The 23,924-nt window shown below is 44.7% G+C and carries 24 protein-coding genes and 1 pseudogene; 11 read left to right on the top strand and 14 right to left on the bottom strand.

Going from position 1 to position 23,924, the window contains the following annotated elements; all coding sequences use genetic code 11:
- Positions 1-30: 30 nt before the first annotated feature.
- From L2W36_RS09995 to gntH, 4 genes are all read right to left on the bottom strand, one after another.
- A complete protein-coding gene (locus tag L2W36_RS09995; protein WP_236109951.1) occupies positions 31-2,214 on the bottom strand; it encodes a TonB-dependent receptor domain-containing protein in 2,184 nt (727 codons plus the stop codon).
- A 174-nt stretch (positions 2,215-2,388) separates the two neighbouring features.
- On the bottom strand, positions 2,389-2,817 hold the full coding sequence (locus L2W36_RS10000) for a hypothetical protein (RefSeq protein WP_031494541.1): 429 nt from the start codon (positions 2,815-2,817) through the stop codon (positions 2,389-2,391).
- Positions 2,814-3,185, bottom strand: coding sequence for a hypothetical protein (locus L2W36_RS10005; RefSeq protein WP_062458680.1), 372 nt, complete (start codon positions 3,183-3,185; stop codon positions 2,814-2,816). The genes L2W36_RS10000 and L2W36_RS10005 overlap by 4 nt, the downstream gene beginning before the upstream one ends.
- Positions 3,186-3,265: 80 nt before the next feature.
- On the bottom strand, positions 3,266-4,894 hold the full coding sequence (gene gntH / locus L2W36_RS10010; protein ID WP_236109952.1) for a guanitoxin biosynthesis MBL fold metallo-hydrolase GntH: 1,629 nt from the start codon (positions 4,892-4,894) through the stop codon (positions 3,266-3,268).
- 412 nt (positions 4,895-5,306) lie between these two features.
- Here gntH and L2W36_RS10015 point away from each other — a divergent pair, with 412 nt between their 5' ends.
- Entirely contained in the window at positions 5,307-6,152 is an 846-nt protein-coding gene (locus L2W36_RS10015) for a LysR family transcriptional regulator (RefSeq protein WP_236109953.1), read from the top strand.
- A 60-nt stretch (positions 6,153-6,212) separates the two neighbouring features.
- Positions 6,213-6,686, top strand: a complete 474-nt coding sequence (locus L2W36_RS10020; RefSeq protein WP_006069378.1) for a DM13 domain-containing protein — start codon at positions 6,213-6,215, stop codon at positions 6,684-6,686.
- Positions 6,687-6,701: 15 nt separating this feature from the next.
- On the opposite strand, the gene nagA is transcribed toward L2W36_RS10020, so the two are convergent.
- The 3 genes from nagA to L2W36_RS10035 all read right to left on the bottom strand — a co-directional run bounded on the left by nagA (position 6,702) and on the right by L2W36_RS10035 (position 9,462).
- Positions 6,702-7,838, bottom strand: coding sequence for an N-acetylglucosamine-6-phosphate deacetylase (gene nagA, locus L2W36_RS10025; protein ID WP_236109954.1), 1,137 nt, complete (start codon positions 7,836-7,838; stop codon positions 6,702-6,704).
- A gap of 66 nt (positions 7,839-7,904) precedes the next feature.
- Entirely contained in the window at positions 7,905-8,765 is an 861-nt protein-coding gene (locus L2W36_RS10030) for an N-acetylmannosamine kinase (RefSeq protein ID WP_236109955.1), read from the bottom strand.
- The gene (locus L2W36_RS10035) at positions 8,746-9,462 is read right to left on the bottom strand and encodes a putative N-acetylmannosamine-6-phosphate 2-epimerase (protein ID WP_062458694.1); all 717 of its coding nucleotides are present in this window, start codon (positions 9,460-9,462) and stop codon (positions 8,746-8,748) included. The genes L2W36_RS10030 and L2W36_RS10035 overlap by 20 nt, the downstream gene beginning before the upstream one ends.
- Before the next feature lie 248 nt (positions 9,463-9,710).
- Between L2W36_RS10035 and L2W36_RS10040 the strand changes: the two genes are divergently transcribed.
- The 8 genes and pseudogenes from L2W36_RS10040 to L2W36_RS10075 all read left to right on the top strand — a co-directional run bounded on the left by L2W36_RS10040 (position 9,711) and on the right by L2W36_RS10075 (position 18,617).
- The gene (locus tag L2W36_RS10040) at positions 9,711-10,676 is read left to right on the top strand and encodes a sialic acid TRAP transporter substrate-binding protein SiaP (protein WP_006075310.1); all 966 of its coding nucleotides are present in this window, start codon (positions 9,711-9,713) and stop codon (positions 10,674-10,676) included.
- Positions 10,677-10,755: 79 nt separating this feature from the next.
- Entirely contained in the window at positions 10,756-11,265 is a 510-nt protein-coding gene (locus L2W36_RS10045) for a TRAP transporter small permease (protein ID WP_006075311.1), read from the top strand.
- 9 nt (positions 11,266-11,274) lie between these two features.
- On the top strand, positions 11,275-12,558 hold the full coding sequence (gene siaM, locus L2W36_RS10050; protein ID WP_063604823.1) for a sialic acid TRAP transporter large permease SiaM: 1,284 nt from the start codon (positions 11,275-11,277) through the stop codon (positions 12,556-12,558).
- A gap of 55 nt (positions 12,559-12,613) precedes the next feature.
- Positions 12,614-13,502: pseudogene (locus L2W36_RS10055) on the top strand (dihydrodipicolinate synthase family protein).
- A gap of 160 nt (positions 13,503-13,662) precedes the next feature.
- On the top strand, positions 13,663-14,496 hold the full coding sequence (locus L2W36_RS10060; protein WP_031493297.1) for a MurR/RpiR family transcriptional regulator: 834 nt from the start codon (positions 13,663-13,665) through the stop codon (positions 14,494-14,496).
- 188 nt (positions 14,497-14,684) lie between these two features.
- Positions 14,685-15,836 (top strand): N-acetylneuraminate epimerase, encoded by a 1,152-nt coding sequence (locus L2W36_RS10065; RefSeq protein WP_236109956.1) that lies wholly within the window; start codon positions 14,685-14,687, stop codon positions 15,834-15,836.
- Positions 15,837-15,849: 13 nt separating this feature from the next.
- Positions 15,850-16,905 (top strand): YjhT family mutarotase, encoded by a 1,056-nt coding sequence (locus tag L2W36_RS10070; RefSeq protein ID WP_236109957.1) that lies wholly within the window; start codon positions 15,850-15,852, stop codon positions 16,903-16,905.
- Between the two features lie 380 nt (positions 16,906-17,285).
- Positions 17,286-18,617 (top strand): anaerobic C4-dicarboxylate transporter, encoded by a 1,332-nt coding sequence (locus L2W36_RS10075; protein WP_062458712.1) that lies wholly within the window; start codon positions 17,286-17,288, stop codon positions 18,615-18,617.
- Positions 18,618-18,696: 79 nt separating this feature from the next.
- On the opposite strand, the gene L2W36_RS10080 is transcribed toward L2W36_RS10075, so the two are convergent.
- Positions 18,697-19,098: a hypothetical protein gene (locus tag L2W36_RS10080; RefSeq protein WP_006075320.1), complete on the bottom strand. Its 402-nt coding sequence runs from the start codon at positions 19,096-19,098 to the stop codon at positions 18,697-18,699.
- A gap of 266 nt (positions 19,099-19,364) precedes the next feature.
- On the opposite strand from L2W36_RS10080, the gene L2W36_RS10085 reads away from it, so the two are divergent.
- Positions 19,365-19,640, top strand: a complete 276-nt coding sequence (locus L2W36_RS10085; protein WP_236109958.1) for a hypothetical protein — start codon at positions 19,365-19,367, stop codon at positions 19,638-19,640.
- A gap of 21 nt (positions 19,641-19,661) precedes the next feature.
- Here L2W36_RS10085 and L2W36_RS10090 read toward each other — a convergent pair whose 3' ends face one another.
- The 6 genes from L2W36_RS10090 to srlD form a co-directional block, all read right to left on the bottom strand.
- Positions 19,662-20,021: a PTS glucitol/sorbitol transporter subunit IIA gene (locus L2W36_RS10090; protein ID WP_031493292.1), complete on the bottom strand. Its 360-nt coding sequence runs from the start codon at positions 20,019-20,021 to the stop codon at positions 19,662-19,664.
- 9 nt (positions 20,022-20,030) lie between these two features.
- On the bottom strand, positions 20,031-21,008 hold the full coding sequence (gene srlE, locus L2W36_RS10095; protein WP_038230741.1) for a PTS glucitol/sorbitol transporter subunit IIB: 978 nt from the start codon (positions 21,006-21,008) through the stop codon (positions 20,031-20,033).
- Positions 21,005-21,565 (bottom strand): PTS glucitol/sorbitol transporter subunit IIC, encoded by a 561-nt coding sequence (srlA, locus tag L2W36_RS10100; protein ID WP_275661188.1) that lies wholly within the window; start codon positions 21,563-21,565, stop codon positions 21,005-21,007. Before srlA ends, srlE begins: the two co-directional genes overlap by 4 nt.
- Before the next feature lie 211 nt (positions 21,566-21,776).
- On the bottom strand, positions 21,777-22,556 hold the full coding sequence (gene srlR, locus L2W36_RS10105) for a glucitol operon DNA-binding transcriptional repressor SrlR (RefSeq protein WP_038230883.1): 780 nt from the start codon (positions 22,554-22,556) through the stop codon (positions 21,777-21,779).
- A 100-nt stretch (positions 22,557-22,656) separates the two neighbouring features.
- Positions 22,657-23,010, bottom strand: coding sequence for a transcriptional regulator GutM (locus L2W36_RS10110; RefSeq protein ID WP_006075326.1), 354 nt, complete (start codon positions 23,008-23,010; stop codon positions 22,657-22,659).
- 100 nt (positions 23,011-23,110) lie between these two features.
- Positions 23,111-23,890: a sorbitol-6-phosphate dehydrogenase gene (gene srlD, locus L2W36_RS10115; RefSeq protein WP_062458724.1), complete on the bottom strand. Its 780-nt coding sequence runs from the start codon at positions 23,888-23,890 to the stop codon at positions 23,111-23,113.
- Positions 23,891-23,924 lie beyond the last annotated feature (34 nt).

Raw genomic sequence — 23,924 nt, forward strand, 5'->3', positions numbered from 1 at the left:
AGCACCATCTATTCAGCATTGAAGTGCGCGTTAGAAATCGTAAGTCATACTCAATCTGACCTCACGACCAGGCCCTGGAACGCCATTTGAAAGATAAGGTTCGTAATACACATCTGCGATATTCTTCACGGTAGCTCTTAGCATAAGATCCTTGTGCGCTTGAGGCTGCCAACTGACATAAATATCCTGAAGAGTGTATTGTTCACTCGCTTGGGCAAAGTAGATGGAATCTTCAACATTTTCTTGTGCATCATACCAACGCAGTTTATAGCCTGTAGTGAGCCCTTTAATCCACTCATAGCCCAAGCCAAGTTTTACACTCATCGGTGGAATGCCGTACATATATTGATCTTCGCCACTAGAATCTGTCAATGAGCCCTTGTGTTTGCCTGCGATGTAGCTTGCACTGATATCGGCGAAAAATTCGGCAACACGATACTGTGCTTGCACATCAACACCATAGTTACGATAGCCATCCAAATTCACTTTCCAGCTCTGCAACGTATTAGGGTCACTGTCCAAATTAACCCCAGTTCGGTTCATTACATTGTTGGTGACGTCGTTATAGAAGCCAGTGATTTCCGTCGATAACATATCTTTGTTAGCAAACAGTCCAGACAGGCTGTTGATCATAGATGCACGATAGGCATGAATGCGCTGTGCTTCCAATTCTCTTGCTGTCGCAGAGGCTTTGGCACGCGCATATTGCACCGCGTAGATATCATCAACTGAAGGGGCTTTCATTTGATAGGCATAGGCAAAGTTCAATAACGTTTGATCCGTAAGATCATAATCCAATTGAATCCTTGGGCTGAATCCGGCATGCGACACTTTACTGTAGTCATGCCCTGCAGCCGGGTCATTGTAGTCCGGCGCAGGATTTTCTTTGCCTTTAGACGTAACATAGTCATAGCGTAAAGATGGGGTTACACGAAAACGATCGGTGACTTCAATTTTATCAGCCAAGTAAGCGGAATACGTGGTTTGCGTGCCCGATGGATCGTAATAAGGGATGAAGATACCGTAGTTTTTCTTCGGCTTATTATAGATCTTGGTAGCATTATGAACGAGCGTATCTCGATTGTTTTTCTCATATTGCAGACCAGCAGTAATGGTATGGCGACCAATTTTCATTTCATTGTTAATGTCGACATAATCTCGCTGATACGATGCCCACGATTCATGACCATACGCGCCAATGGATACGAACATCTTCTTCCAAGCAACATCAGGACGACGCCAGTGCCTCTCATTGTCACTATGTGCCGCTGTGATTTTTAGGTTCACTAAAGGTGAGCTTGGGTTATATGAATATCGGGCCGATGTGGTTTTATCTTTGTATTCGTTTTGTACTGTGTAGGCGTATTTTGCCGCTTCTAATGAGCCGTATATGCGAATATTGTAGTCACTTATCTTGGCAAAGGCTCCACGGCGGGTCGCCCAAGGTTGTCGACCCTCATCGCTATAAAAGGTATGGCTGATTTCAAAGAGATGGACTGCATTCTCGTATCCGATTTTAAATAGACCATTGTTTTGGCTATATGCAGAGTATTCAAGCGGGTCTCCTCCACCAACTCGAATATCATTAGCGTCTTTCCACGTTCCAGAAGCGAGTGCGTAAATTCCATTGTCCGCTTTACCGAACGCCGTGACACCGATATGAGTCTGGTCATCGTTATCGTTGTAACCTAAATGAACTCGAGCACCAACTTTACGGCCCGCTTTTAGCAGTTCATCTACCGACTTCGTTCTAATCCGGATAGTACCACCAAACTTACTACCCGCTTGAACATCGTGAGCGCCTTTGGTGACTTCAGCTTCACCAATTAAGTACGGGTCAAAAAAGAACGAACCATATCGATATTGCTCAAAACCAATAGGTGCACCATCAACATACACGCCAAGATCACTAGGGTCAGAAAACCCCCAAATGCTAATGCGTTCGCCACCAGCACGAGCACCACCGTCAAAAGAGACTCCTGGGATGTCTTCAAACAGCTCTGCTATGTTTGTTGGCTGTTCAATTTCAATCTTTTCTTGAGTCACCAAGGTTTCACCCGGTTTATCAATCGTTAACGGCCTCGTGTAGCCTGTCCCGTAGACATCCATGACTTCGGTATCATCATTTGTTGAGCTCTCTGCCACCGCAAAAAACGTCACTTGAGGAAGAGCAAAAGCAAGCAAAATCGCTTTTCTAAGAGTTACATTCATCATTATATTTATGTAGTTATCAGGAGTCGCGAATAGTACATTTACTCCACTTATAGATCAAAATGATAATCATTATCATTACAATATCTATACTCAACTCTACAAACAATGACGTTATGAAATTAAAATGCCCAATCTATGAATACAACAGAGTGGGCACCAACGCAGTGAAACCTATCAACCCGACAGGCCACTTTCTTTTATTTGCCGGTTAAACTCTCGATCAGCGAGTTCTTGCTCATCGTAAAGGTCTTCCAAAACGACTTGATCCATTTCCATCACATCAAAGAATTGATCCTTACAATAACTCGCATTCCACTTAGGTAACATATCGGGATCATTAGCAATGTTACTCACGTGTTCTGCGGCAAAATGTGCATAATGCTCAAACAATTCTTCGTCAGTGCCATTCGCTACCCATGCTAATTTTTTAAACCACACTGCAGATTGTTGCTCTGAAATATGCTCATTTACCTTGCAAACAGACATCGCCACCAACGACTCGGTATAATTTTCATAGTGGGGCAACGTATTATGAACATGTGCACCGCAAGCAATAGCTAATGAAGGAATGAAGGTGGCTAAAATCATCGTGGTCTTTTTCATCGTTTTTGTTCCTCTGGCTGTGTACACATTTGACTAACGTGACCTTTCTGTTCTGCTTCTTGAATGAGTTGCTCACCTAAAGCAACACCTTGAAGGTACAGAGGATCTTCCTCATTAAATACGTAAGGTTCGTTAAGCACATCTTCAGAAAGTCCTTCTATTGTTTCACGGACTATTTTCGAGTTGTGTTCGGTATACTCTAAGGTCATAGAGCCAGTTCCAACACAATACACATTGACGGTTTCCACTGCAGCCGCAGCCATTATTGCGTTGTCTCGGCTAAATAATGTGTCGTGAGAGTGTTGCGCTGCCATTGCTTTAAACGTGCATAGATATAGCGCTGTTACTACAATCGTAAGTCGTCGCATAAATTGGTTACTCGTTGTTGAAGTTTGGGAAGGAGTTTGAGTTTGTGAGTACAGGAGCTCTATGCCCACAAACAAAGTCACTACTCTTGTTCTGGTTTGGTATTGCCTTCACGAGTGTCGCGATATGGGTCTGCTGAATCTTTACGATGCACGGAACGAGGTTCCAATCCATGAGCTTCGCGCATTTTATCAACCATTCGCTGCTTCTCGCCCATCCCTTGCTTCATGCTTTCTGGCAATACTTCCGTTGGCACTATCAGGTCACGATCCAACGGCCATTCTTTCAATAGTTGAGGGTGGTAACCTTCGGGGTAATACAGTGCTTCATCAATTTCTAAATCACGAATCTCTTGCTCTTGAATATCGGCTCGTGAATTTTTCGGCATTGGAACACGAAATACTTCACCGTCATTGAGATTAAACTGGGGAGCTCGGTTATTTGGAAAATCTGGAATAATCCCCTCTCGGACCCATGCTTTGTCCGGTGTAATGTTCGCGACTATCATATCGGGGGCGCCAAAGTGATATGGACCTTTCCAATGTTCACGTACCTGAGCCACAGTTTCGTTATTGTAGTAAGGGTCAAACTCCATATGAGTAGTCATAAACAAACGTGGTTGTATTTGATCTGCTAGCCATCCCGCCGCATAGCCTGACGTATGATGAGTATCAATGGTATAGCGTGTTAGAAAAGCAGGCACTCCTTGAACGATGGACGCTAATCCGACGAGCTCAGTCTGAACCTCGGTTACGAACAAATCGCAACCTTTGGCATACTGAATATCAAGTTCGGTAGGTCGACCATCCCCAGTCCAGACAAAACAGAGCGACTCCTCGTCATTGATTGTCCAATCAAGGCGATATGCTGAGGCACCATCTTTTGCGTGAGAACGTCTCCAATGTGATACTTTGACGCCATCAACATCATAGATAATGCCGCCATCGTCTTTGAAGTCGAACTCAACAACTTCTATATCATTACCTGATGGGAAAACATCAAACGCGTCTTGATGCCAAGAAAGCATTTGCAACATGCCTTCTACCATATGTCGCGTCCCATCTTCCGGGTTGCGACCTGATGGACCATAAATCGTTAGTGGTTTTTCCCACCGTCCATTCCAACCTCCAAATTGGTACAAATAAGGAAGAGAGCCAAAATGGTCTACATGCAAATGAGTTATGAAAATTTTGTCCAGTTCGTTTAGCGCAACACCAGCCCCAATATAGTTAGCAATTGACGCCTCACCAATATCGAACACGAAATTGTCACCGTTGCCTAACTCTACGTATATGGAGGTATTAGCTTGACCTGGGCGAATCATAGGGGATGTCCCCATGAAGGTCACACGCATTTCATTAGTTAACAGCTCTTCCGTCCTTGGGTACCAATTGGCGGCAGTAACCATATGATCCATTGGTTCAATGCCATCAAACATTAGACCTTCTTTCCAGAGTTCTTCGCCAGTCTGGATATCTGTTTTGAGCCCTCCTTGCAAAATGGCATGTATTTCCTCTGGTGAAGAATAGATTTTCCCACCCTGTTTCATCAACTCTTCGGTATTGACGTTTTGTTCGTAGTTATAGTGCTTGTAACCTGAGAAACTAGCTGAATTTTCAGACTGATAATGTTCAAAAGGCGTTTGAGCTAAAACTGGCGCCGATAGAAGAATCGAGCCAGCAACAGCAGTCACTATATGGATTTTTGGCATAATAATTCCTCCTCTCCCATAACAGGGAAAAGTAATAAATGAATATAAATGAGAGAAATCAGTTGTTGCTGAGCAACGAATATTCTGTTGCTTCTAACGGTTCAACGTTGCAGTTTTGGGAGTAGGCGAAACCACTAAAGATGAGTGCGATTAAAGCCATAATTGAGACAATACGGACATTTTTCATTTTCTCGAAATCTCTTAATTGAATGGAAAAATCACATCCGTGTGTCTATGTTCACCATCTTAACCATAACCTAAGATACGAAAAATAGAGCAAATTTAGCTTTATATATAAATTTAATTTATGTGTTTTAATCTAAATTCGAATCAGCGTACTCCAACTAAGGTCAATTGACAGTCACCTTTGCTCTGCTAGGATAAGAAATAACACTCACTAAATCAGGTCGTTATGGACTTAAATCTACTTACAACTTTTGGCGCGGTTTATCGTCATCGCTCTATAACAATGGCAGCAGAAGAGTTGGAACTGACTCAGCCAGCAGTAAGTGCGGCATTAAAACGATTAGAAGTCGTGGTGGGGAAAACGCTATTTGTCCGTTCTGGACGTGGAATTGCACCAACAGGAGCGGCCGTTGCGTTGGCAGATAAGATTGAGACGCCCCTTGCCATTCTAGAGACCATTGAGAAAAAACAGGAAGTCACTCGAGTCTATTGCAACGAAAGCCTGATGCACCTGCTTTGTGATTTGCCGGGATTGTCGTTTATCGAAACCCCGCTCAGCGAGCAGCAACTTCTCGCTGACATCGATTCGCAGAAAGTCCATCTCGCAATCGACATTGCCACTAGCAAAAGCCAATCACATATCGTTGAAGACATTTTTGATGAGCCTGCGGTGTGTGTTTGCCGAAAAGGCCATCCGAATATTGGCACATCACTAACAACGGAACAGTACCTCGAACAACAACATATTGCGCTAAAAATACGTCGCAACAACGTTAACATGATGGATTTTTTAGCAGAAAAACCAATGCCTATAAGAACGATAAAGGCTGAAACAGGGTCCGTTTCAAGTATGCTAGCACTCGCAGCGACAACGGATCTGCTGGGCGCATCAACCTTGTCCTTAGCGAATCACCTCGCGCCCATGCTGGGTCTCAAAGTCATGCCCATTCCCCTTGATATTCGCAATGTGCAATATCGCATGATCTATCACCGTCGATTCGTCAATGATGAGGACCATAAAGCGACGCGAGAAAAAATCATATCAACGATCCAAAATCATCAGTTCCAATGACGTATTGCTTGAACTATGTTTAAGTAAATTAAGATAAAATTATTTGTTCAAGGAGTGAACATGAAGCGAGTTCTGTTACTTTTTAGCCACCTTGCAGCCTTATTCTTTGGGTTTATGTTGGGTATTTATGTCCTGCCGATTCTTACTCAGCCTGATTCCCCCTCAATCGCAAGCGTCACTGCGGATGCCAATCAAATCGTCGTCAAAGGGACATTCGATAAAGACCGACAAGACAGCGATCTTTTTCATTGGGGTGAAGGCGATATCAGTTTTACCAATGACAGCGCTATGTTTATTGGCGAACTTGCTCCGGGGCCTGACTACAAACTGTACCTATCTCCAATATATGTGGAAACAGAAGCGGATTTTAATACTAACAAAGCCAACATGTTACAGGTGGGAGATGTGAAAACCTTCGATAGATTCTTGCTATCGCTGCCAGAAGGCACAGATTTAAGCCAATACACGGCAGCGATCATTTGGTGTGAAAGCTTTGGCGAGTTTATTACCTCAGCGAAATTACAAGCAAACTAACTTCATAAACAGAAGCTAAGGGTTTAGCGCACCATCAACTAATACCGCATAGGAGCTGTAATCAGAATTAAGTATGGTTGCAGCGGCTCGGTAACCCGGCTTCAAAATACCCACGTCGTCCAGATTAAGAGCCTCGGCTGGATAGGTTGAAGCCATTCTCAATACCTCAGCCTCATTCAGTCCCCAGGCAATGGCATTAGCGACAGACTGGTCCATGCCAATATGCGCACCAGCTAGAGATCCACTTGAGTTCACCAATTTTCCATCTTGTACCGAAATTTCTTCACCATCTAAGACAAAGCGATTGGTTCTACTGCCGACACTCGCCATCGCATCGGTCACAATAAGCAGCTTCCCGTCTGGCTTAAGCTTATGAGCCATCAAAACGTTTTGCGTTGCAACATGAATACCGTCGACAATAATTGAACACCAAGCATGGTCGGTCATCAATGCCGTGCCAACAGTACCAGGCTCACGCCCTTCAAGCGGCGACATCGCATTAAACAAATGCGTAAAACCATTTACTGAAGCAAGTTTTTCTGCCGTTAACTGATGCTGAGTTGCGTTACTGTGCCCACAAGACACCACAACGTGATGCTGCTGTAACCAATTTAGTGCCTGCGTATCGACATTCTCTGCCGCTAACGTGACCAAGCTAACCCCTCGCTCTAACCATGGAAAAGCTTCTAACTGATCAATCGTTGGGCTATAAAACTTACTGGCATCGTGCGCGCCTTTCTTGTCTTTATTAAGCCAAGGTCCTTCTAGGTGAACACCTAGTACACCTGCCACACCCTGCTCGATCGCACTCTCCGCAGCAATCAACGCCGTTTTCATTTCCTCTGGCGTTGCGCTGATCAAGGTTGGTAATAGATAGGCTGTACCGTGTTGACGATGGGCTCGACAAATAGTGTCTATACCGTCAACAGTTGTATCAGAGTTAAACATGACATCGCCGCCGCCATTCACTTGAATATCGATAAATCCCGGTGCAACAATTTTGTCGCCAACATCAGTAACAATGACTGAGCTAGGCAATGTAGACGTGGGGACTATGTCTACAATCCGGTCTCCTTTCCAAACCAATGCAGAGTCGGAATGGTACTGCTCGCCATCGAAAATCGTCTTGGCTGTGATTGCTCGTATCGTCATTTGTCTATCTATTCCTTCCATCAACAACCTATGAGGCTGTGAAACACTATTTTTTAACCCATTTCGCTATGAGAATTGGGCTGCAGCACCCAATAAACATGCATCATAATCACCGGTTGCCTTAACGACATCTATTCGAAATGCTGCTGGCATTGTTTCGATATAGTCTAGAACTAATGGAATGTACACCTCCGTTAGCCCTATTCCTCCACCTAGACAAATAAGATCTAAGTCTAGTGTAGCTTTCAAATTGCAACACAGCTGAGCAACCGCATGCGCACTCTTTTTGATGATGTCCATTGCTTGCGCATTGTCACTGGCGAGTTCAAACAACTCAATATTTGAGATTGTCGGGTGAATAGCTTGACGAGCAGCTCGGTTAATTGCCGTTCCGGAGGCAATGCTTTCAACACAACCACGTTGCCCACAACCACAGACGGGACCATTGATATCAATACTGGTATGGCCGATATGTCCAGCGAGATGCTGACTCCCTTTATACAGTTGCCCGTTAAGAACCAAACCACCACCTACACCAGTTGATACCGTTATGTAAGCCATATTGTTTACGGGGGTTTTGAGAGAGCGATATTCATACCAAGCAGCCGCTTGAGCATCATTGAGAATAGCAACAGGCTTATCTGTTTGTGCTTCTATCTCTTTATGTAAAGGAAACGGTTGAGGGAAGGCAAGAGTATCGGGATTAATAGAAGTAATGCCTTCTGGTTTCACCCATCCCGTAGTAGAAATCCCAATCTGTGTGACCTGGTGTATCCATGACCGACACTGTACAAGAATTTGACTAGCAAACTCTTGTACACATGTCGTCTCAGGCGTCGCTAGCTGAGCACGCTCTACCAGTTCACCATTTTGAACCAATCCTAGAGCGACTTTAGTACCACCAATATCAATAGCTAACGTGCTCATACTGTTTCACCTCTGCTTGAGTTGCCGCATTGAACCATTGAGTCACCACTTCTAATCTTGTCAGTGCAGAACCTACTGTAACGGCTATCGCACCATTGGCAATCGCTTTTGCTGCTAACTCCGGCGTATTGTATCGCCCTTCTGCCATGGTAAAGAAGCCTTCGGCTGCAAATCTTCGAACTAGATTTAGATCGGGCTCGGTAGGCTCTTCGCCACCCACATAGCCTGACAATGTCGAACCAATGATTTCCACACCTTGCTCATAAGCCCAAGTGCCATCCTCAAAACATGAACAATCCGCCATACCAAAACAAGGCGTGCGTTGAATGGCGTCTACAATCACCGCTCTAGATTCAGGACGAACTCGACTGGTTGCATCAAACGCAATAATTGTTGCGCCCGCGGCTGCTAGCGCTTCCACATCCTCAACATAAGGAGTAATTCTAACTGGACTGTCAATAAGGTCACGTTTCACGATACCGATAATTGGTATAGTCACATTAGCTGCTACAGCCGCAACATTTTTAACACCTTCGATACGTAAAGCTTTGGCACCCGCTTGCTGCGCAGCTAGAGCCATGGCAACAATAAATTCGGTTTTCTCGAGTGGACTTCCGACAACTGGCTGAATAGATACTACCGTTTGCCCACGCAATTGCTCTTTTAATTCTCTGATTTTTAGACTTTTATCTCTCACTTCGAGCCTCTCGTCTTATGTTGGCGTCAACGAAATATTGGACATGCTTCCTTGTCCCAAAACCGCTTAACGAGTCTTTAAACAGATAAGTTAGGCTAAATTTTGTCCGTGATCACAGTTTGTGAAAAGTTGATTTGAAAATAATCTTCACGACCATAATAATCCATAACGAAGATTTTTTTCAAACAAAATAAAATTTTTTTTTGAAACTCGCGAATCTCGCCAAACAATGGACAAAAGGGAAGAACATGAAAGCTATAAATAAAATTACTATCGCTATGCTGACATTAGGATGTGCAGTTTCAGTACAAGCGGCGACAACACTTAAGATGGGCATGCAAGCCTCTGTTGGATCTGTGGAATATACCTCTGCAAAACTTCTTGCCGATACAGTAGAAGAGATGAGTAACGGCGACATTAAAATTGCTTTATACCCTAGCGCGCAACTTGGTGATGACCGCGCTATGCTTCAGCAATTAACCCTTGGCGATCTCGATATTACTTACGCTGAATTTGGCCGTATGGGTCTATGGATCCCACGAGCAGAAGCAGTAACCCTACCTTACGTTGCCAAAGACTACGAACACCTACGTCGCATGTTTGATTCAGATTTTGGTCAAGGCGTACGTGAAGAAATGCTGACTAAATTCAACTGGCGTGCTCTAGATACTTGGTACAACGGTACTCGTGAAACCACCTCTAACCGTCCTCTAAACACGATTGAAGATTTCAAAGGTCTGAAGCTACGCGTTCCTAACGCTAAACCGAACCTAAACTACGCAAAACTTTCTGGTGCTTCACCAACACCAATGGCGTTCTCAGAAGTGTATCTAGCACTGCAAACCAACGCGGTTGACGGTCAAGAAAACCCATTGCCAACCATTAAGACAATGAAGTTCTACGAAGTTCAGGACAACCTCGCCATTACTAACCACATTGTTAACGACCAAATGGTGATTATTTCTGAGTCAACATGGCAAAAACTGTCTGATGCCGATAAGAAGATCATTACTGACGCAGTAGCAAAAGCGGGAGCCGCTCATACTGCATCGGTTAAGAAACAAGAAGCAGAGCTTATCTCTTTCTTTGAATCTGAAGGCGTGAAAGTCACTTACCCTGATCTCGCACCATTCCGTGAAGCAATGCAGCCTCTATATACGGAATTCGAAGAGAAGATTGGCGAGCCTATCGTTAAGAAACTTGCTGCAATGTAATTGCCGCAATCAATTCGACGTTCGCTTGAATTGAAGTTGTAATCTCGGCTGGCCGATTTGGTCAGCCTTGGAGCCTAAAATGATACGCAAAATATTTGATAATATTGAAGAAATCATAACAGTGCCGCTGATGGCTGCCCTGTTAGTGGTGCTGACTTGGCAAATAGGAACACGCTGGTTGCTGAACGATCCTTCTTTGTGGAGTGAGGAATTAGCTCGTGTGCTGTTTATGTATATGTCACTCATCGGTTGCGCGATGGCCATCAAACGAGGCACCCACGTCAACATCACCTTTTTCTCGGATAAGCTTCCACAAAATATCCGTTATTCATTAGTAATCGCACTCGAACTCGCTGTGTTGGTGTCCATTTTCGCCATCATTTACCTCGGGTATCAGCACGTACAACGTACTGCTTTCTTTGAACTCATCACCTTAGGCATTTCTAGTAAATGGATGAACTACAGCCTACCTCTTGGTGGCGTGTTCATGGTCGTCCGACAGTTACAAAAGATCTTCTCGATTGGAGCTGAGTTTAAACAAGCTAAAAGCGAAGACGCTTCTAGCTCATCGCAAGTTGCCCAGAGGTAAGGAGTTCTCATGGCAGGTTCAATTTTCGGCTGGCTAGCTCTGTTATTTGCAGGTATGCCCGTTGGCTTCTCACTGATATTTGTTGCTTTAGTATTCTTGGTATTAACCAACAGTACTGGAATCAACTTTGCAGCTCAGCAAATGCTTGGCGGCATTGATAACTTTACCTTACTAGCAGTACCGTTCTTTGTTCTCACTGGACACTTGATGAACAGCGCGGGAATAACCGAACGTATCTTCAACTTTGCTAAATCTATGGTCGGCCACGTGACCGGTAGCTTAGGGCATGTAAACATCATGGCAAGCTTACTGTTCTCTGGTATGTCTGGCTCTGCTCTCGCGGATGCCGGCGGCTTAGGTCAGCTGGAAATCAAATCCATGCGCGACGCAAAGTATCATGATGACTTTGCAGGTGGTTTAACCGCAGCATCTTGTATCATCGGGCCGCTAGTACCGCCGTCTGTGCCACTTGTTATTTATGGTGTGGTTTCCAATACCTCTATTGGTGCGCTGTTCTTGGCAGGCGCAGTTCCCGGCATCCTATGTTGTGGTGCGTTAATGGTGATGAGCTACTTCATCTGTAAAAAACGCGGTTACATGACGCTGCCAAAAGCATCTCGCAAAGAGCAGTTTAAGTCGCTAAAAGAAGCCTTTTTATCCCTGCTTACACCCGTAATCATCATCGGTGGTATTTTCTCAGGTAAATTCACACCAACAGAAGCAGCGGTCGTATCCTCTCTTTACGCTCTGTTTTTGGGCACGGTAGTATACAAGCAGCTCACACTCGCAGGTTTCGTCGACATTCTAAAAGAAACTGTCAATACCACGGCTGTTGTTGCGCTTATGGTTATGGGCGTCACCGTCTTCGGTTGGATTGTCGCTCGTGAACAATTGCCGCAAATGCTCGCAGACTATTTCTTAACCATCAGTGATAACCCACTGGTACTGCTTCTACTGATTAACCTATTACTGCTGTTCCTAGGAACCTTTATTGAATCACTAGCGTTATTGCTGTTGTTGGTACCATTCCTCGTACCGGTTGCGGCGGCTGTTGGGATCGATCCTGTTCACTTCGGTGTGATGGCTATTCTTAACCTTATGATTGGTATTTTGACACCACCAATGGGTATGGCGTTGTATGTTGTATCTCGCGTTGGTGACATTCCATTCCATGTATTAACCCGAGGCGTTATCCCTCTTCTAGTGCCACTGTTCATCGTACTGGCATTAGTAGCAATCTTCCCTCAAGTGACGCTTTTCTTACCAGAGCTGTTCTTAGGATACGGACAATAACAATTACGCAGGCCAGCATTGGCCTGCCATTAATCGCAATTTGAAGGCCAATAAAATGAGAAAACTACAAGGACTTATCGCAGCACCACACACTCCTTTTGATGCAAGTAATCGAGTGAACTTTGCTGCGATTGACCAAATCGCAAGAACTGCTTGTAGAGCAAGGTGTAACAGGCGCATACGTTTGTGGCACAACTGGTGAAGGTATTCACTGCTCCGTTGAAGAACGTAAAGCCATCGCTGAGCGTTGGGTAACAGCATCAAAAGGTCAGTTAGACCTGATTGTTCATACTGGCGCATTGAGTATTGTAGATTCCTTGGAGCTAACCAAGCACGCAGAGACCCTCGACATTATGGCAACATCTGCCATTGGTCCATGCTTCTTTAAACCTGGTTCAGTTGAAGACTTAGTGGACTACTGCGCCCAAATAGCGGCCGCTGCACCTTCAAAAGGCTTCTACTACTATCATTCAGGAATGTCAGGGGTCAATTTAGATCTTGAACAGTTCCTAATCCAAGGTGATCAGAAAATTCCAAACCTTCTAGGTGCAAAATTTAATCACATGGACCTTTACGAATATCAACGCTGCATGCGAGTTGCTGATGGAAAATTTGATATCCCGTTTGGCGTAGATGAGTTCTTACCAGCAGGTCTTGCCGTAGGCGCAGTGGGCGCAGTGGGCAGTACCTACAATTACGCTGCTCCGCTTTATTTGGAGATTATTGAAGCTTTCAATCAAGGCGATCAACCACGTGTAACAGCACTCATGGATAAAGTCATTGCTATTATTCGTATTCTTGTAGAGTATGGCGGCGTTGCCGCTGGTAAGGCAGCAATGGAAATTCATGGTATCGATGCTGGTGACCCGCGCTCACCAATTCGAGCATTGACCGCGGCTCAAAAAGCGGATGTGGTAGCGAAAATGCGAGACATCGGCTTTTAACGCCTACGCGCACAAAAGGAGGCAGTTGCCTCCTTTTTAGGCTTTCAGGCAAACCGTATATCATTTCTCTATGAAATGCCGCGAATTATATTAATTGTTGGTGTTAAACCGTTAGGGAGTCTGATATTTTTAATCTAGGTACAAGAATTAAGGGGATACCGTGGGATCACCGAACAATCTGCTGGTTCGTTTGCGCTCCAACATGGAACCACTCAGTAAGAAATTAAGACAAGTCGCGGACTACATTCTTGAGAATGCTCATGAAGTGCAGTTCCAGACCATCACAGATCTTGCTCGAAATACCCAAACCAGTGAAGCGACTGTAGTACGTCTTTGCCGCGATATGGGTTACAAAGGTTATTCCGACTTCCGTATGGCCTTAGCAGTCGACCTAAGCCAAAACGCCAGTAAGTCTGCTCCTGTTAAAGATGGTGACATCTGCGATATTTCGGCAAGCAGTGCGGTTGATAGTCTCCAAGATACCGCAAAACTGATTGACAGAAAGGCCCTGGATAGGATTTGTACTTTAGTGCATTCCGCCGACTTTATTGGTTGTGTCGGTGTAGGCGCATCAAGCATCGTGGGTCGATACCTAGCTTACCGACTTATCCGAATCGGTAAGAAAGCGATTATGTACGAAGACACTCACTTGGCAGCCATGAATGCTAGCCGCTCTACACAAGGGGACTTGTGGTTTTCTGTATCAAGTTCAGGCTCCACCAAAGAAGTCGTTCATGCAGCAAAGCAGGCGTTCAGTAAAAATGTCCCTGTGGTTGCACTAACTAACATTAATCACAGTCCGCTCTCGGCAATTTCAACGGAAATGTTAGTAGCAGCTAGACCGGAAGGCCCCTTAACTGGTGGGGCATTTGCTTCCAAAGTAGGCGCTTTATTATTGGTGGATGTCCTCGTCAATTCACTTTTGGACAAGTACCCTGAATACAGTGACTCTGTTATGGAAACCGCCGAAGTTGTGGTACCACTCATGTCATAAACGCTAGCAAATCTCCATTTTTAAGCCCATCTTTTGATGGGCTTTTTGTTGCAGGAAAAACCTTCCTAACCACGATTAGATAAAAATTATTTTTATTGTTAACTTGATCAAAGAATATTTTCTCCAAAGATCGATAATGTGTATACATTTTGGCCAAACAGGCCATCACCTATCGATAAGGAAATATCATGAAGACAAGGAACTCGCTTTTTGCACTCGCTCTTTCATCATTGATTGTCACTGACAACACTCTCGCATCTGAGTCATGGCCAGATTTACCCGAAGGCATCAAAAGCGGCGTCAGTGCACAGATAGGCGACAAAGTGTATGCCGGTCTTGGTTCCTCTGGCAGCGCATTCTATTTGCTCGACCTCGCTAATATCGACAAGGGTTGGCAAAAGCAGGCCGACTTTATAGGCCCCGCAAGAAATGGCGCGACGGCAACCGCGGTTAACGACAAGATCTATATTTTTGGAGGCGCAGGAAAAGAGCAGGCTGATGCCACCTCTCCTATTTTGTTCGACACGGTTTATCAGTTCGACACCACGAACGACACCTGGTCTCAAGTAAAAAGTACCAGCCCAGTTGGTTTACTTGGCGCCGCTTCGTATTCTCCTAACGGTAGTCAGATTGTTTTCTTCGGCGGCTATAACAAAGCCTATTTCGATCAGTATCTTTACGACATCAACACCACCGATAAGAAAGCGCAGCCAGACAAATGGCAATCCATTGTCGACAACTACATGAGCATGGCACCTCGAGATTACAAATGGAACGATAAAGTCGTTAGCTACAACCCAGAAACGAATCAATGGAATACCCTAATTGTTTCGCCTTATCTGCCGAACTGTGGCAGCGCGTTAGTATCCAATGGCAATACTGCCACGCTGGTCAGCGGTGAAATCAAGCCAGGACTTAGAACCGCAGAAGTAAAACAGTTTAACTTTGGCGCAGCGCAACCGTGGAAAAGTCTTCACTCTCTTCCTGCACCTCAATCCTCAAATGTACAAGAAGGTGTAGCGGGTGCTTTTAGTGGCGAATCAAACGGCGTGGTTTTGGTCGCAGGTGGTGCCAACTTCCACGGCGCTAAGCACGCCTTTGAACAAGGCAAACTTTTCGCTCATAACGGCTTTAGTAAAGCATTCAATCCTGAGATTTATGTCCTGAAAGACAACTTATGGCAGCAAGCAAACAATCTCCCTGAAGGCTCCGCCTACGGCGCATCATTTACCACACCAAAGGGTGTGCTGATCGCAGGTGGTGAAATGGCTGACCGCTCAGCAAGCAAAAAAGTGTATCTGCTGAGCTGGAATGGAAAATCTGTTGATATTCAAGATTAGGAAATAACCCAAAATGACTATCTGTTTGACCGCATTACCACCCCTACCTATCTCAATGAAAAACGGTATTGGAGGACTGCTTGGCCGCCGCCTCTATACTGGCCTAGGCAGCGCAGGGAAGCGTTTTTATTATTTGGATATGGATGACGTTGAGCTTGGTTGGCAACTCGCTCAGCCCTTTCCAGGATGCGATCGCAACGATGCCGCTAGCGTAACAACAGACACAGGGATCTATGTGTTCTCAGGCGCAGGTAAAATGGACACAGACCCTCACGTCCGCGTGCTGACAGATAGTTATTTTTTCTCTAAAGAGACGCAAACGTGGTCAAAGCTCGATACTACCATACCGGTAGGATTACTCGGTGCCAGTGCCACTTCGATTTCAGACCACCAGCTCATTTTCATTGGAGGATATTGCAAAGAAACGTTCGATTCGTTGTTCGCTAGACTCTCTAAGGTCAGCTCTGCCACTGATAAGCGCTCAATATTAGACTCATTTATGTCTCAACCCATCGAGGCCTACGGTTGGAATCCGCATATCTGGATGTTCGATACTCGGACACTCCGTTGGTCAAAGCTAGCAGATAACCCCTATTTGCCTAATTGTGGCGCAGGACTGATAGAGAAAGATCAACAAATTCTGCTCATTGAAGGTGAGATCAAACCGGGTCTAAGAAGTTTGGAAACCAAACGATTCCAAATTAGAGCTAACGGATCCGTTGAATGTGATTTACTGCCCACCATTGTCCAAAATGAACCAAAACATGAGGGGATAGCTGGGGGTTTTGTGGGACTCATCGACAACATACCCACTGTCGCAGGAGGCGCTTTTTTTGTTGGCAGCCAACAACGCTTTCAACAAGGGCACTTATTCAGCCATCAAGGGCTGGTAAAACACTATAGCAACGCCATTTGGCAACTCAATGGATCTCAATGGAACAAAGTTGGAAACCTTAGCGACGGACAGGCGTACGGAGTGAGTGTATCCATTGATAATGGTATCGCCATACTAGGAGGAGAAAACCAACAGGGAGAATCCATAACTGACTGTTTTATCATGAGTAATTAGAAAGCTGTGATGCTAATTCCAATTAGAAAATTAATAACCAAATGTCCGATGCACACTAACAATAAATTGACAGAGAAAACCGTTTCTATTCGCATAGTGTTTGAGCCTTAAACACCTAGTTGGCGCATTTGCGCATAGACACAGAGGCAGTACGCTCCCCCTTGTACTGCCTCTTATTTTTCAGTTGTGCAACCAATCAAATACCCAGTAAATACACCTAGATTACACCCTATTTACTTCCTCTCTCTATAACGTGACCGAACTTATAAAATCAGCTTTCCATTTTTCATTCAATACGTTGTGTGATCTTTATGTCAAATAGCCATAACTTTTATATGGATAATATTGAGAGTGTTACAAATTGTAAATGGGAAATATTAATGCTCTATTTTGAATTTATGTTCCTGCTCTTGATGCTCTATATCGGGTCAAGAAAAGGGGGAATCGGCTTAGGTGTAGTCTCCGGCATCGGTCTCACCATTGAAGTCTTTATTTTTAAGATGCCGCCAACCTCTCCTCCGGTCACGGTCATGTTGATCATTCTGGCGGTTGTGACGTGCGCATCTATCTTAGAAGCCGCCGGGGGACTAAAGTTTATGCTGCAAGTAGCAGAGCGCTTGCTGCGTAAGAATCCGAAACGCGTGACGCTCATAGCACCTTTTGTGACTTACAGTATGACCTTCTTGCTAGGAACTGGTCACGCAGTCTACTCCATTATGCCGATTATCGGTGATGTTGCGTTAAAGAACGGTATTCGTCCAGAACGCCCGATGGCTGCAGCTTCGGTAGCTTCGCAAATTGCCATTACCGCTTCACCTATTTCTGCAGCTGTCGTGTATTACCTCGCACAATTATCGGATCTACGACCAGATATTACCTTGCTATCCATACTCATGGTCACCGTTCCCGCTACTTTATTCGGCACACTTTTGATGTCACTTTATAGTATGAAACGAGGCAAGGAATTAGAGGACGATCCTGAATATCAAGCTCGCTTAAAAGACCCTGAATGGCGCGAGCGCATTTTGAACACAACGGCGACGTCGTTAGACGAAGTTCTACCTGCATCAGCACGTAATTCAGTCTTACTGTTTTTACTGTCTATCGTCGTCATCGTTATTATTGCAATGGTTCCTGAAGTGAGAACCATTGGTGACGCAGCAAAACCGATCAGTATGGCCGTCATTATTCAAATGATGATGCTCTGCTTCGGCGGTATCATTCTGCTCGCAACCAAAACAGATCCACGCCATGTGCCGAATGGTGTGGTCTTCAAATCAGGCATGGTCGCCGCCATTGCGATCTTTGGTATCGCTTGGATGTCAGACACTTACTTCCAATATGCAATGCCACAATTTAAATCAGGGATCGTCGAAATGGTAACGGATTACCCTTGGACGTTTGCATTGGCACTCTTCATTGTATCGGTTGTTGTTAATTCGCAAGCAGCCACTGCTCGAATGATGCTTCCTGTGGGTTTAGGACTGGGGTTGGATCCAGCACTGCTCATTGGTTTAATGCCAGCGGTCTATGGATATTTCTTCATTCCAAACTATCCATCGGATATCGCAACCGTGAATTTCGATTCTTCCGGTACTACTAAGATCGGTAAATGGTACTTCAACCATTCCTTTATGAGTGTCGGTTTAATAGGCGTCGTTGCCGCCTGTTGTGCGGGTTACATTCTCGGTCAAATGGTTATTGGATACTAATCTAGCTACCTAAGTCATCTCACTAAAATGCAAAAACGGTGACCTTGATACGGTCACCGTTTAGTATTCTCGTTGAGACCTAGAATTTCCAGGACACACCCAAGTCAACACCCACACCAACATCAACGCCATCTTTAAATTTGACTTCTGGCGTAGCAAATAAGTCAACATCAAGATTTTTAACTGGCTCCCAACGGAGTCCCACAGGCGCATGCACGTCAACACGTTCACTATTCCAGTTATAACCCACACCACCCTCAACGAACCAGCTAATATTGTGCTCTTGCGATAGTGGCTTCTGCAAAAACGCCATACCACCGTTTACGTAGTTATCGTTAACACCAATGATAATATTGTCAAACTGGAACGTAATACCACGTTTGGTATCAGCGCCTAGCTCGAAAGCCTGTGCAGTGGTCGCCGTTAGCGCCAAAATACCGGTTGTTGCAACTAAAGCGTGTTTGATAAGTGTGTTTTTCAATGTTGTAACCTCAGTAAGGCCATCCTGAGCAATGTATTCCTTGAGTTTATGAATCTACTCAAAATCGAGTAATGTCGTTTGATGCCGCTATTCTATTCAAACGACTCATAGCGACTTACCATTTTGTGCCACGCGGTTCAGAAAGTGCGCGCTACCTATTCCTACATCTATAAAACTCATTAATATCTCAACCCTAGCTCGGCTCATACATTTGCCGAACCACTTTCATTACACTGCCCATCTAATGAAGCAACGAGAGATAGCCAATGATAACAACCAACCACAACTCTAGCGGCTTGCCATCAAGGACTATGGGAATAACCAGCCTATCCGCGGACTGGATTGGAGAACAGATACGCCTCATTAGACAGGGAGTCGAACAGAAGCAAGGACAAAACATAGAAAAGATAAACAAAGCGTGCCAAAGCTGGGAAACCCTACTCGACCATGGCCTTACACCAGCAACTATTCATCACCTCGCTGACACCACTCCCGCCGATTTGATGTTTCTTAGGTACTATGCAATTACGCCAGAGAAGTAACGCGTCGTTCCAATTAACACACTAACCAAAAATCAACGACACACCCGATTCCAGCTGCGGTTTTTTCCTTCCAAGTACATGGACCGTACCTGCGAGGTCCGGAGTGAGGTTTCCGTCAAACTTAATAGTGATATGACCTAGGTTTTTCAGGTTGGTATTTGCCGCACTGCCCACAGAGGTCACCACATAAGGCTCGTCATCAATCAATAAGGTGCTTTCAGTAGACAGTTCGCCGGAGTACTCCGCTTGATCATGAATAAAGCAATAGTCAGCCACATCTTCTGGCGCAGAATCATTAAACAGTATCAACATATCATCTTGAAGCGCCTCTTGTGCAAACTCTCCGACGCTCACAATATTGGCTCGAAATTGATAACCCATCATCATCCCTTATTGATAAATGAACATTGAGACGAACCAAGCAAACAGGACTGTTGGAGCCCCCGTCAGGAAGCGAGAATAAAGCACCGAAGGCACACCAATTTCTACCGTTTCTTGCTTAGCTTCTGCCAGTCCAAGCCCTACGGGTATAAAATCACACGCAGCTTGAGCGTTAATTGCAAACAGAGCTGGAAGCGCCAAGTGAGGCGGAATATGTCCCGCACCAATTTGCACCCCAACTAACACACCAATGACTTGAGCGATCACTGCCCCAGGGCCTAAAAATGGTGAAAGTAACGGAAAAGAGCAGATCAATGCCAACGTCACCAGTCCCAAAGGATTCTGAGCCAACGGCGACAGCAGGTTGGCAATCACATCACCAATCCCCGATGCCATGATGACGCCAATCAGCATTGAAACAAATGCCATAAAGGGCAGAATAGTTTTAAGCACCGTGTCGATAGTGTCGCGGCCAGCTTGATAAAAAACCGACATGACCGAGCCCATGCCAACCCCGACCTTAGCGATCAGCCCATCCGACTGGGCGCTTAACTTCTGAGACGTATCGTATTGAGGAGGCGTCTCAGATTGGCTAACCGGCTCAGCGTGGCTATTGGATTCACCTTCAACCAATTCGATACACTGAGGAGTTACCGAAGAGGCATAGATATCTGCTTTGATGAATTGAGCAAGAGGACCACTTTGCCCTGTCGCGTGGATGTTTAATGTCGGGATGCCTTTTTTAGGATACAGCCCACATCGCAACGTTCCTCCGCAGTCGACAACCGCTAATGCAACATCCTCATCTTCAAGCACCTGTCTAAAACCGTCGACACTCTCCAATCCCGTTAGATTTTCTAAGGCAGTGACCAAATCAGGTTTGGTTCCTCCGGTCACGTAGAGAATTTTCTTTCCGGCAATGATAGGCACAAACAGTGGACCACCCCAGCCTCCATTTCCCGCAGAGACTTTTAACATCATGCTCATGAGCCCTCCTTAGAAATTTCGACCTTGTCAGATAGCGCCCTGCCTTGTTGTTTGCAGATGATGCTTGTCGTCAAATCAGTGATCCAACCTCGAAAAAAGTTAGTCACTAAACCAACAAACAAATAGCTGACAGCAAGCGGGGCCAACGGCAGATTAAGCTGAGTGATTCCGGCAGCAATACCTAAATAGATAAACAACTCCCCCGGATTGACGTGAGGGAACATGCCGTTCATGGAGTGACAACTGTAAGATGCAGCCGCGTAATAAGAGGGTTTGTACTTTTCAGGAAGAAAACGTCCAAGACTTAGTGTCATTGGATTACAAAAAATGAAAGTCCCAATAAAAGGTAAAACCAAATAACGAGATACTGGATTGCCTGCACACTTTGTCGCTAACCTTTCAATTCGATGTTGACCAATAAAACGAATAAGTGCATTCATGGCGACAAGCAGACAGACCAATAACGGCAAGATGCCAGTGATCATATCAGAAAGAACCTCGCCCCCTTTTTCGAATAGTCCAATAAACCATTCTGCGCCTAGAATCATGTAGTCCAAAGTTATCCTCCTTACACTTTGAACCATATTGTTCCTCTTATCATTATCAAAATGAAAGAGATATACTTTCGCAACGTGAAGGGAGTCACCAATTAACTTTTTATGTGAAAAAATATATCACTTAATGTAAAAGTAAATGCGTAAACAAGGAAGAGTTTTGCGACGGAGATACTGTAGGCAAGATTCCTACAGTATCACTGGGGGAAGTACATTAGACGAGATAAACTTTGATATTGTTTGATTCTAGCTCTGCTAGATGTTCTGGAGAAATATTACTATCGGTGATAACGGCATCGATGTCTTTCAAAGGCACAACAACATTAGGGCTACGACGACCAAATTTGTTGCTATCTAAAACGACAATCACTTCGTTGGCCGCTTCGTACATTGCTTGGCTCACTTGATAAGCTTCATTGTATGTGGTTGTTCCACTGTTAAGATCAAAACCATCAGCACCGATAAATAGCTTGTCAAAAGTGAACTGACTAAAAGCTTGTTCAGCCAATTTGCCATGAAACGAAGCAGAGATACGACGATAGGTTCCGCCTGGAATAATCACGGTATGCTCGCGCTCTAATTGTGCCATCGCGTTTACAATGTGCATGCTATTGGTCATTAGAGTGAGCGCTAGTTTATCTTCCAAATGAGGAACCATTTGTAATGTAGTACTACCGCAGTCGAGTATTATAGAATCACCATCACGTATAAGCTCACACGCTTTCTTTGCAATGGCGGATTTGAGGTCGAGATTCAAGGTCTGCTTCTCATCCATTGACCGATCCTCGATTGAGGCTTGACCAATCTTACTTGCACCACAAGCTTCTGCGCTCCCATAGCGTCTTACAACCAACCCTTCCTCTTCCAATGTCCGCAAATCCGTACGAATGGTTGCTCCTGATGTTTCAAAAATGTTTGCCAAATCATTTACCGAGGTCTTACCCTCGTGTTTCAGATAGTTCACCAACTTCTGACGTCTATTTTCAATGTTCATATGCACCATCACTAATTTTTTTTAAACTATACACAATTTCCCTTTCACTGTGAAAGAAAGAAACCTAAGTTTATATTTCTTGGTACATTCTGCGACCTAGTTAACCTTCGTAGGCAACAGAGATGGCTTCTTGCGTCCCTTTCGCTAGTTCATTCATTACCGCAGCGGATAATGGGTAACTTAGCCCAACAATTTTGTCCAAAGTCTTAGGTCTAGCAAAAACAGAGATTCCATTTAGGACTTTGGCATCCACTATGGTTTGTTGGTCATTCTCAGCAACCACAATGAGCGTTCTCGCCTTCCAACGACTTTTAGTTCTGCCGATCTTTACATGCCCTTTCTGTGACATAGATTGAACCATTCGATTGAAAGAGCGGATTTGAAAAAATCCCAAAGCAATTTGACCAATCCAAGCCACAATGGCCACTAGAATTAATGTAGTTGTTGAGTCCACAAAACACCTCTCTAACTGTTTAAATAAGGGCAGATATTCTGCCCTTGAAATTGCTACCTAACGCAGCATCAGGAGCACAAGACATCACCTAGTGGGGGAACTAGAACATCACCTGTCCGCCAGTGATATTAATCGATTGTCCTGTACAGTACGCGGCTTGTTCACTCGCGTAAAACTTCAGTACGTTCAATACATCTTGATAATCGCAGCCTGCTTTTAGCGGCACTTTATCAATATAAATTTGCTCAACTTCCTCTTCACTGACACCCAGTTTTTTCGCATATTGAGGCTTCAGTGATTGGAACATAGGGCTCTGCAGCAAGTTACCTAGCATTAATGAATGCACGGTAATTTTGTGCTCAGCCAAATCAAGAGCTAAAGATTGCGTCAAGCCAACGCCACCAAATTTAGCCGCCGAATAACCACTGTTGTGTTTCGACCCAACTTTGCCTGATTTAGAGTTAATTTGAATAATGCGTCCTCCACGATTTTCACGAATCATGATTTTTGACGCTTCACGTGCACACAGGAAGTAACCTGTTAGGTTAACGCTTAATGAGCGTTGCCATGCATCCATAGGGAAGGTGTCAATTTTAGCGGCGGTAGCAGTGCCTGCACTGTAAACCATCAAATCGATTCTACCAAACACCTCGTCCACACTTTTGGTCATATTGATAACCGACATCTCATCGGTCGCGTCAGCGGCAATACCAAACGCCATGCCTTCGCCATAAGTTTGATTAATCTTATCAGCAATCTGCTGAGCATTATCACCGTTTAAATCTGCTACGGCTACGCGATAGCCATCTGCTGCCAAGCCTTCACATAAAAAGGCACCCAATGTTTGTCCGCCACCGACTACTAACGCTGTTTTACACATAAATACTCCGACATTCTTACAAATTTAATTCTTT

It is taken from the genome of Vibrio sp. McD22-P3 (assembly GCF_021568915.1).
GTDB lineage: Bacteria > Pseudomonadota > Gammaproteobacteria > Enterobacterales > Vibrionaceae > Vibrio > Vibrio mediterranei.

Bases quoted from the DNA above. Each gene is read 5' to 3' on its own strand.
- L2W36_RS09995 (WP_236109951.1), bottom strand. From the start codon at position 2,214: ATGATGAATGTAACTCTTAGAAAAGCGATTTTGCTTGCTTTTGCTCTT.
- L2W36_RS10000 (WP_031494541.1), bottom strand. From the start codon at position 2,817: ATGAAAAAGACCACGATGATTTTAGCCACCTTCATTCCTTCATTAGCT.
- L2W36_RS10005 (WP_062458680.1), bottom strand. From the start codon at position 3,185: ATGCGACGACTTACGATTGTAGTAACAGCGCTATATCTATGCACGTTT.
- gntH (WP_236109952.1), bottom strand. From the start codon at position 4,894: ATGCCAAAAATCCATATAGTGACTGCTGTTGCTGGCTCGATTCTTCTA.
- L2W36_RS10015 (WP_236109953.1), top strand. From the start codon at position 5,307: ATGGACTTAAATCTACTTACAACTTTTGGCGCGGTTTATCGTCATCGC.
- L2W36_RS10020 (WP_006069378.1), top strand. From the start codon at position 6,213: ATGAAGCGAGTTCTGTTACTTTTTAGCCACCTTGCAGCCTTATTCTTT.
- nagA (WP_236109954.1), bottom strand. From the start codon at position 7,838: ATGACGATACGAGCAATCACAGCCAAGACGATTTTCGATGGCGAGCAG.
- L2W36_RS10030 (WP_236109955.1), bottom strand. From the start codon at position 8,765: ATGAGCACGTTAGCTATTGATATTGGTGGTACTAAAGTCGCTCTAGGA.
- L2W36_RS10040 (WP_006075310.1), top strand. From the start codon at position 9,711: ATGAAAGCTATAAATAAAATTACTATCGCTATGCTGACATTAGGATGT.
- L2W36_RS10045 (WP_006075311.1), top strand. From the start codon at position 10,756: ATGATACGCAAAATATTTGATAATATTGAAGAAATCATAACAGTGCCG.
- siaM (WP_063604823.1), top strand. From the start codon at position 11,275: ATGGCAGGTTCAATTTTCGGCTGGCTAGCTCTGTTATTTGCAGGTATG.
- L2W36_RS10065 (WP_236109956.1), top strand. From the start codon at position 14,685: ATGAAGACAAGGAACTCGCTTTTTGCACTCGCTCTTTCATCATTGATT.
- L2W36_RS10070 (WP_236109957.1), top strand. From the start codon at position 15,850: ATGACTATCTGTTTGACCGCATTACCACCCCTACCTATCTCAATGAAA.
- L2W36_RS10075 (WP_062458712.1), top strand. From the start codon at position 17,286: ATGCTCTATTTTGAATTTATGTTCCTGCTCTTGATGCTCTATATCGGG.
- L2W36_RS10085 (WP_236109958.1), top strand. From the start codon at position 19,365: ATGATAACAACCAACCACAACTCTAGCGGCTTGCCATCAAGGACTATG.
- L2W36_RS10090 (WP_031493292.1), bottom strand. From the start codon at position 20,021: ATGGGTTATCAATTTCGAGCCAATATTGTGAGCGTCGGAGAGTTTGCA.
- srlE (WP_038230741.1), bottom strand. From the start codon at position 21,008: ATGAGCATGATGTTAAAAGTCTCTGCGGGAAATGGAGGCTGGGGTGGT.
- srlR (WP_038230883.1), bottom strand. From the start codon at position 22,556: ATGAACATTGAAAATAGACGTCAGAAGTTGGTGAACTATCTGAAACAC.
- srlD (WP_062458724.1), bottom strand. From the start codon at position 23,890: ATGTGTAAAACAGCGTTAGTAGTCGGTGGCGGACAAACATTGGGTGCC.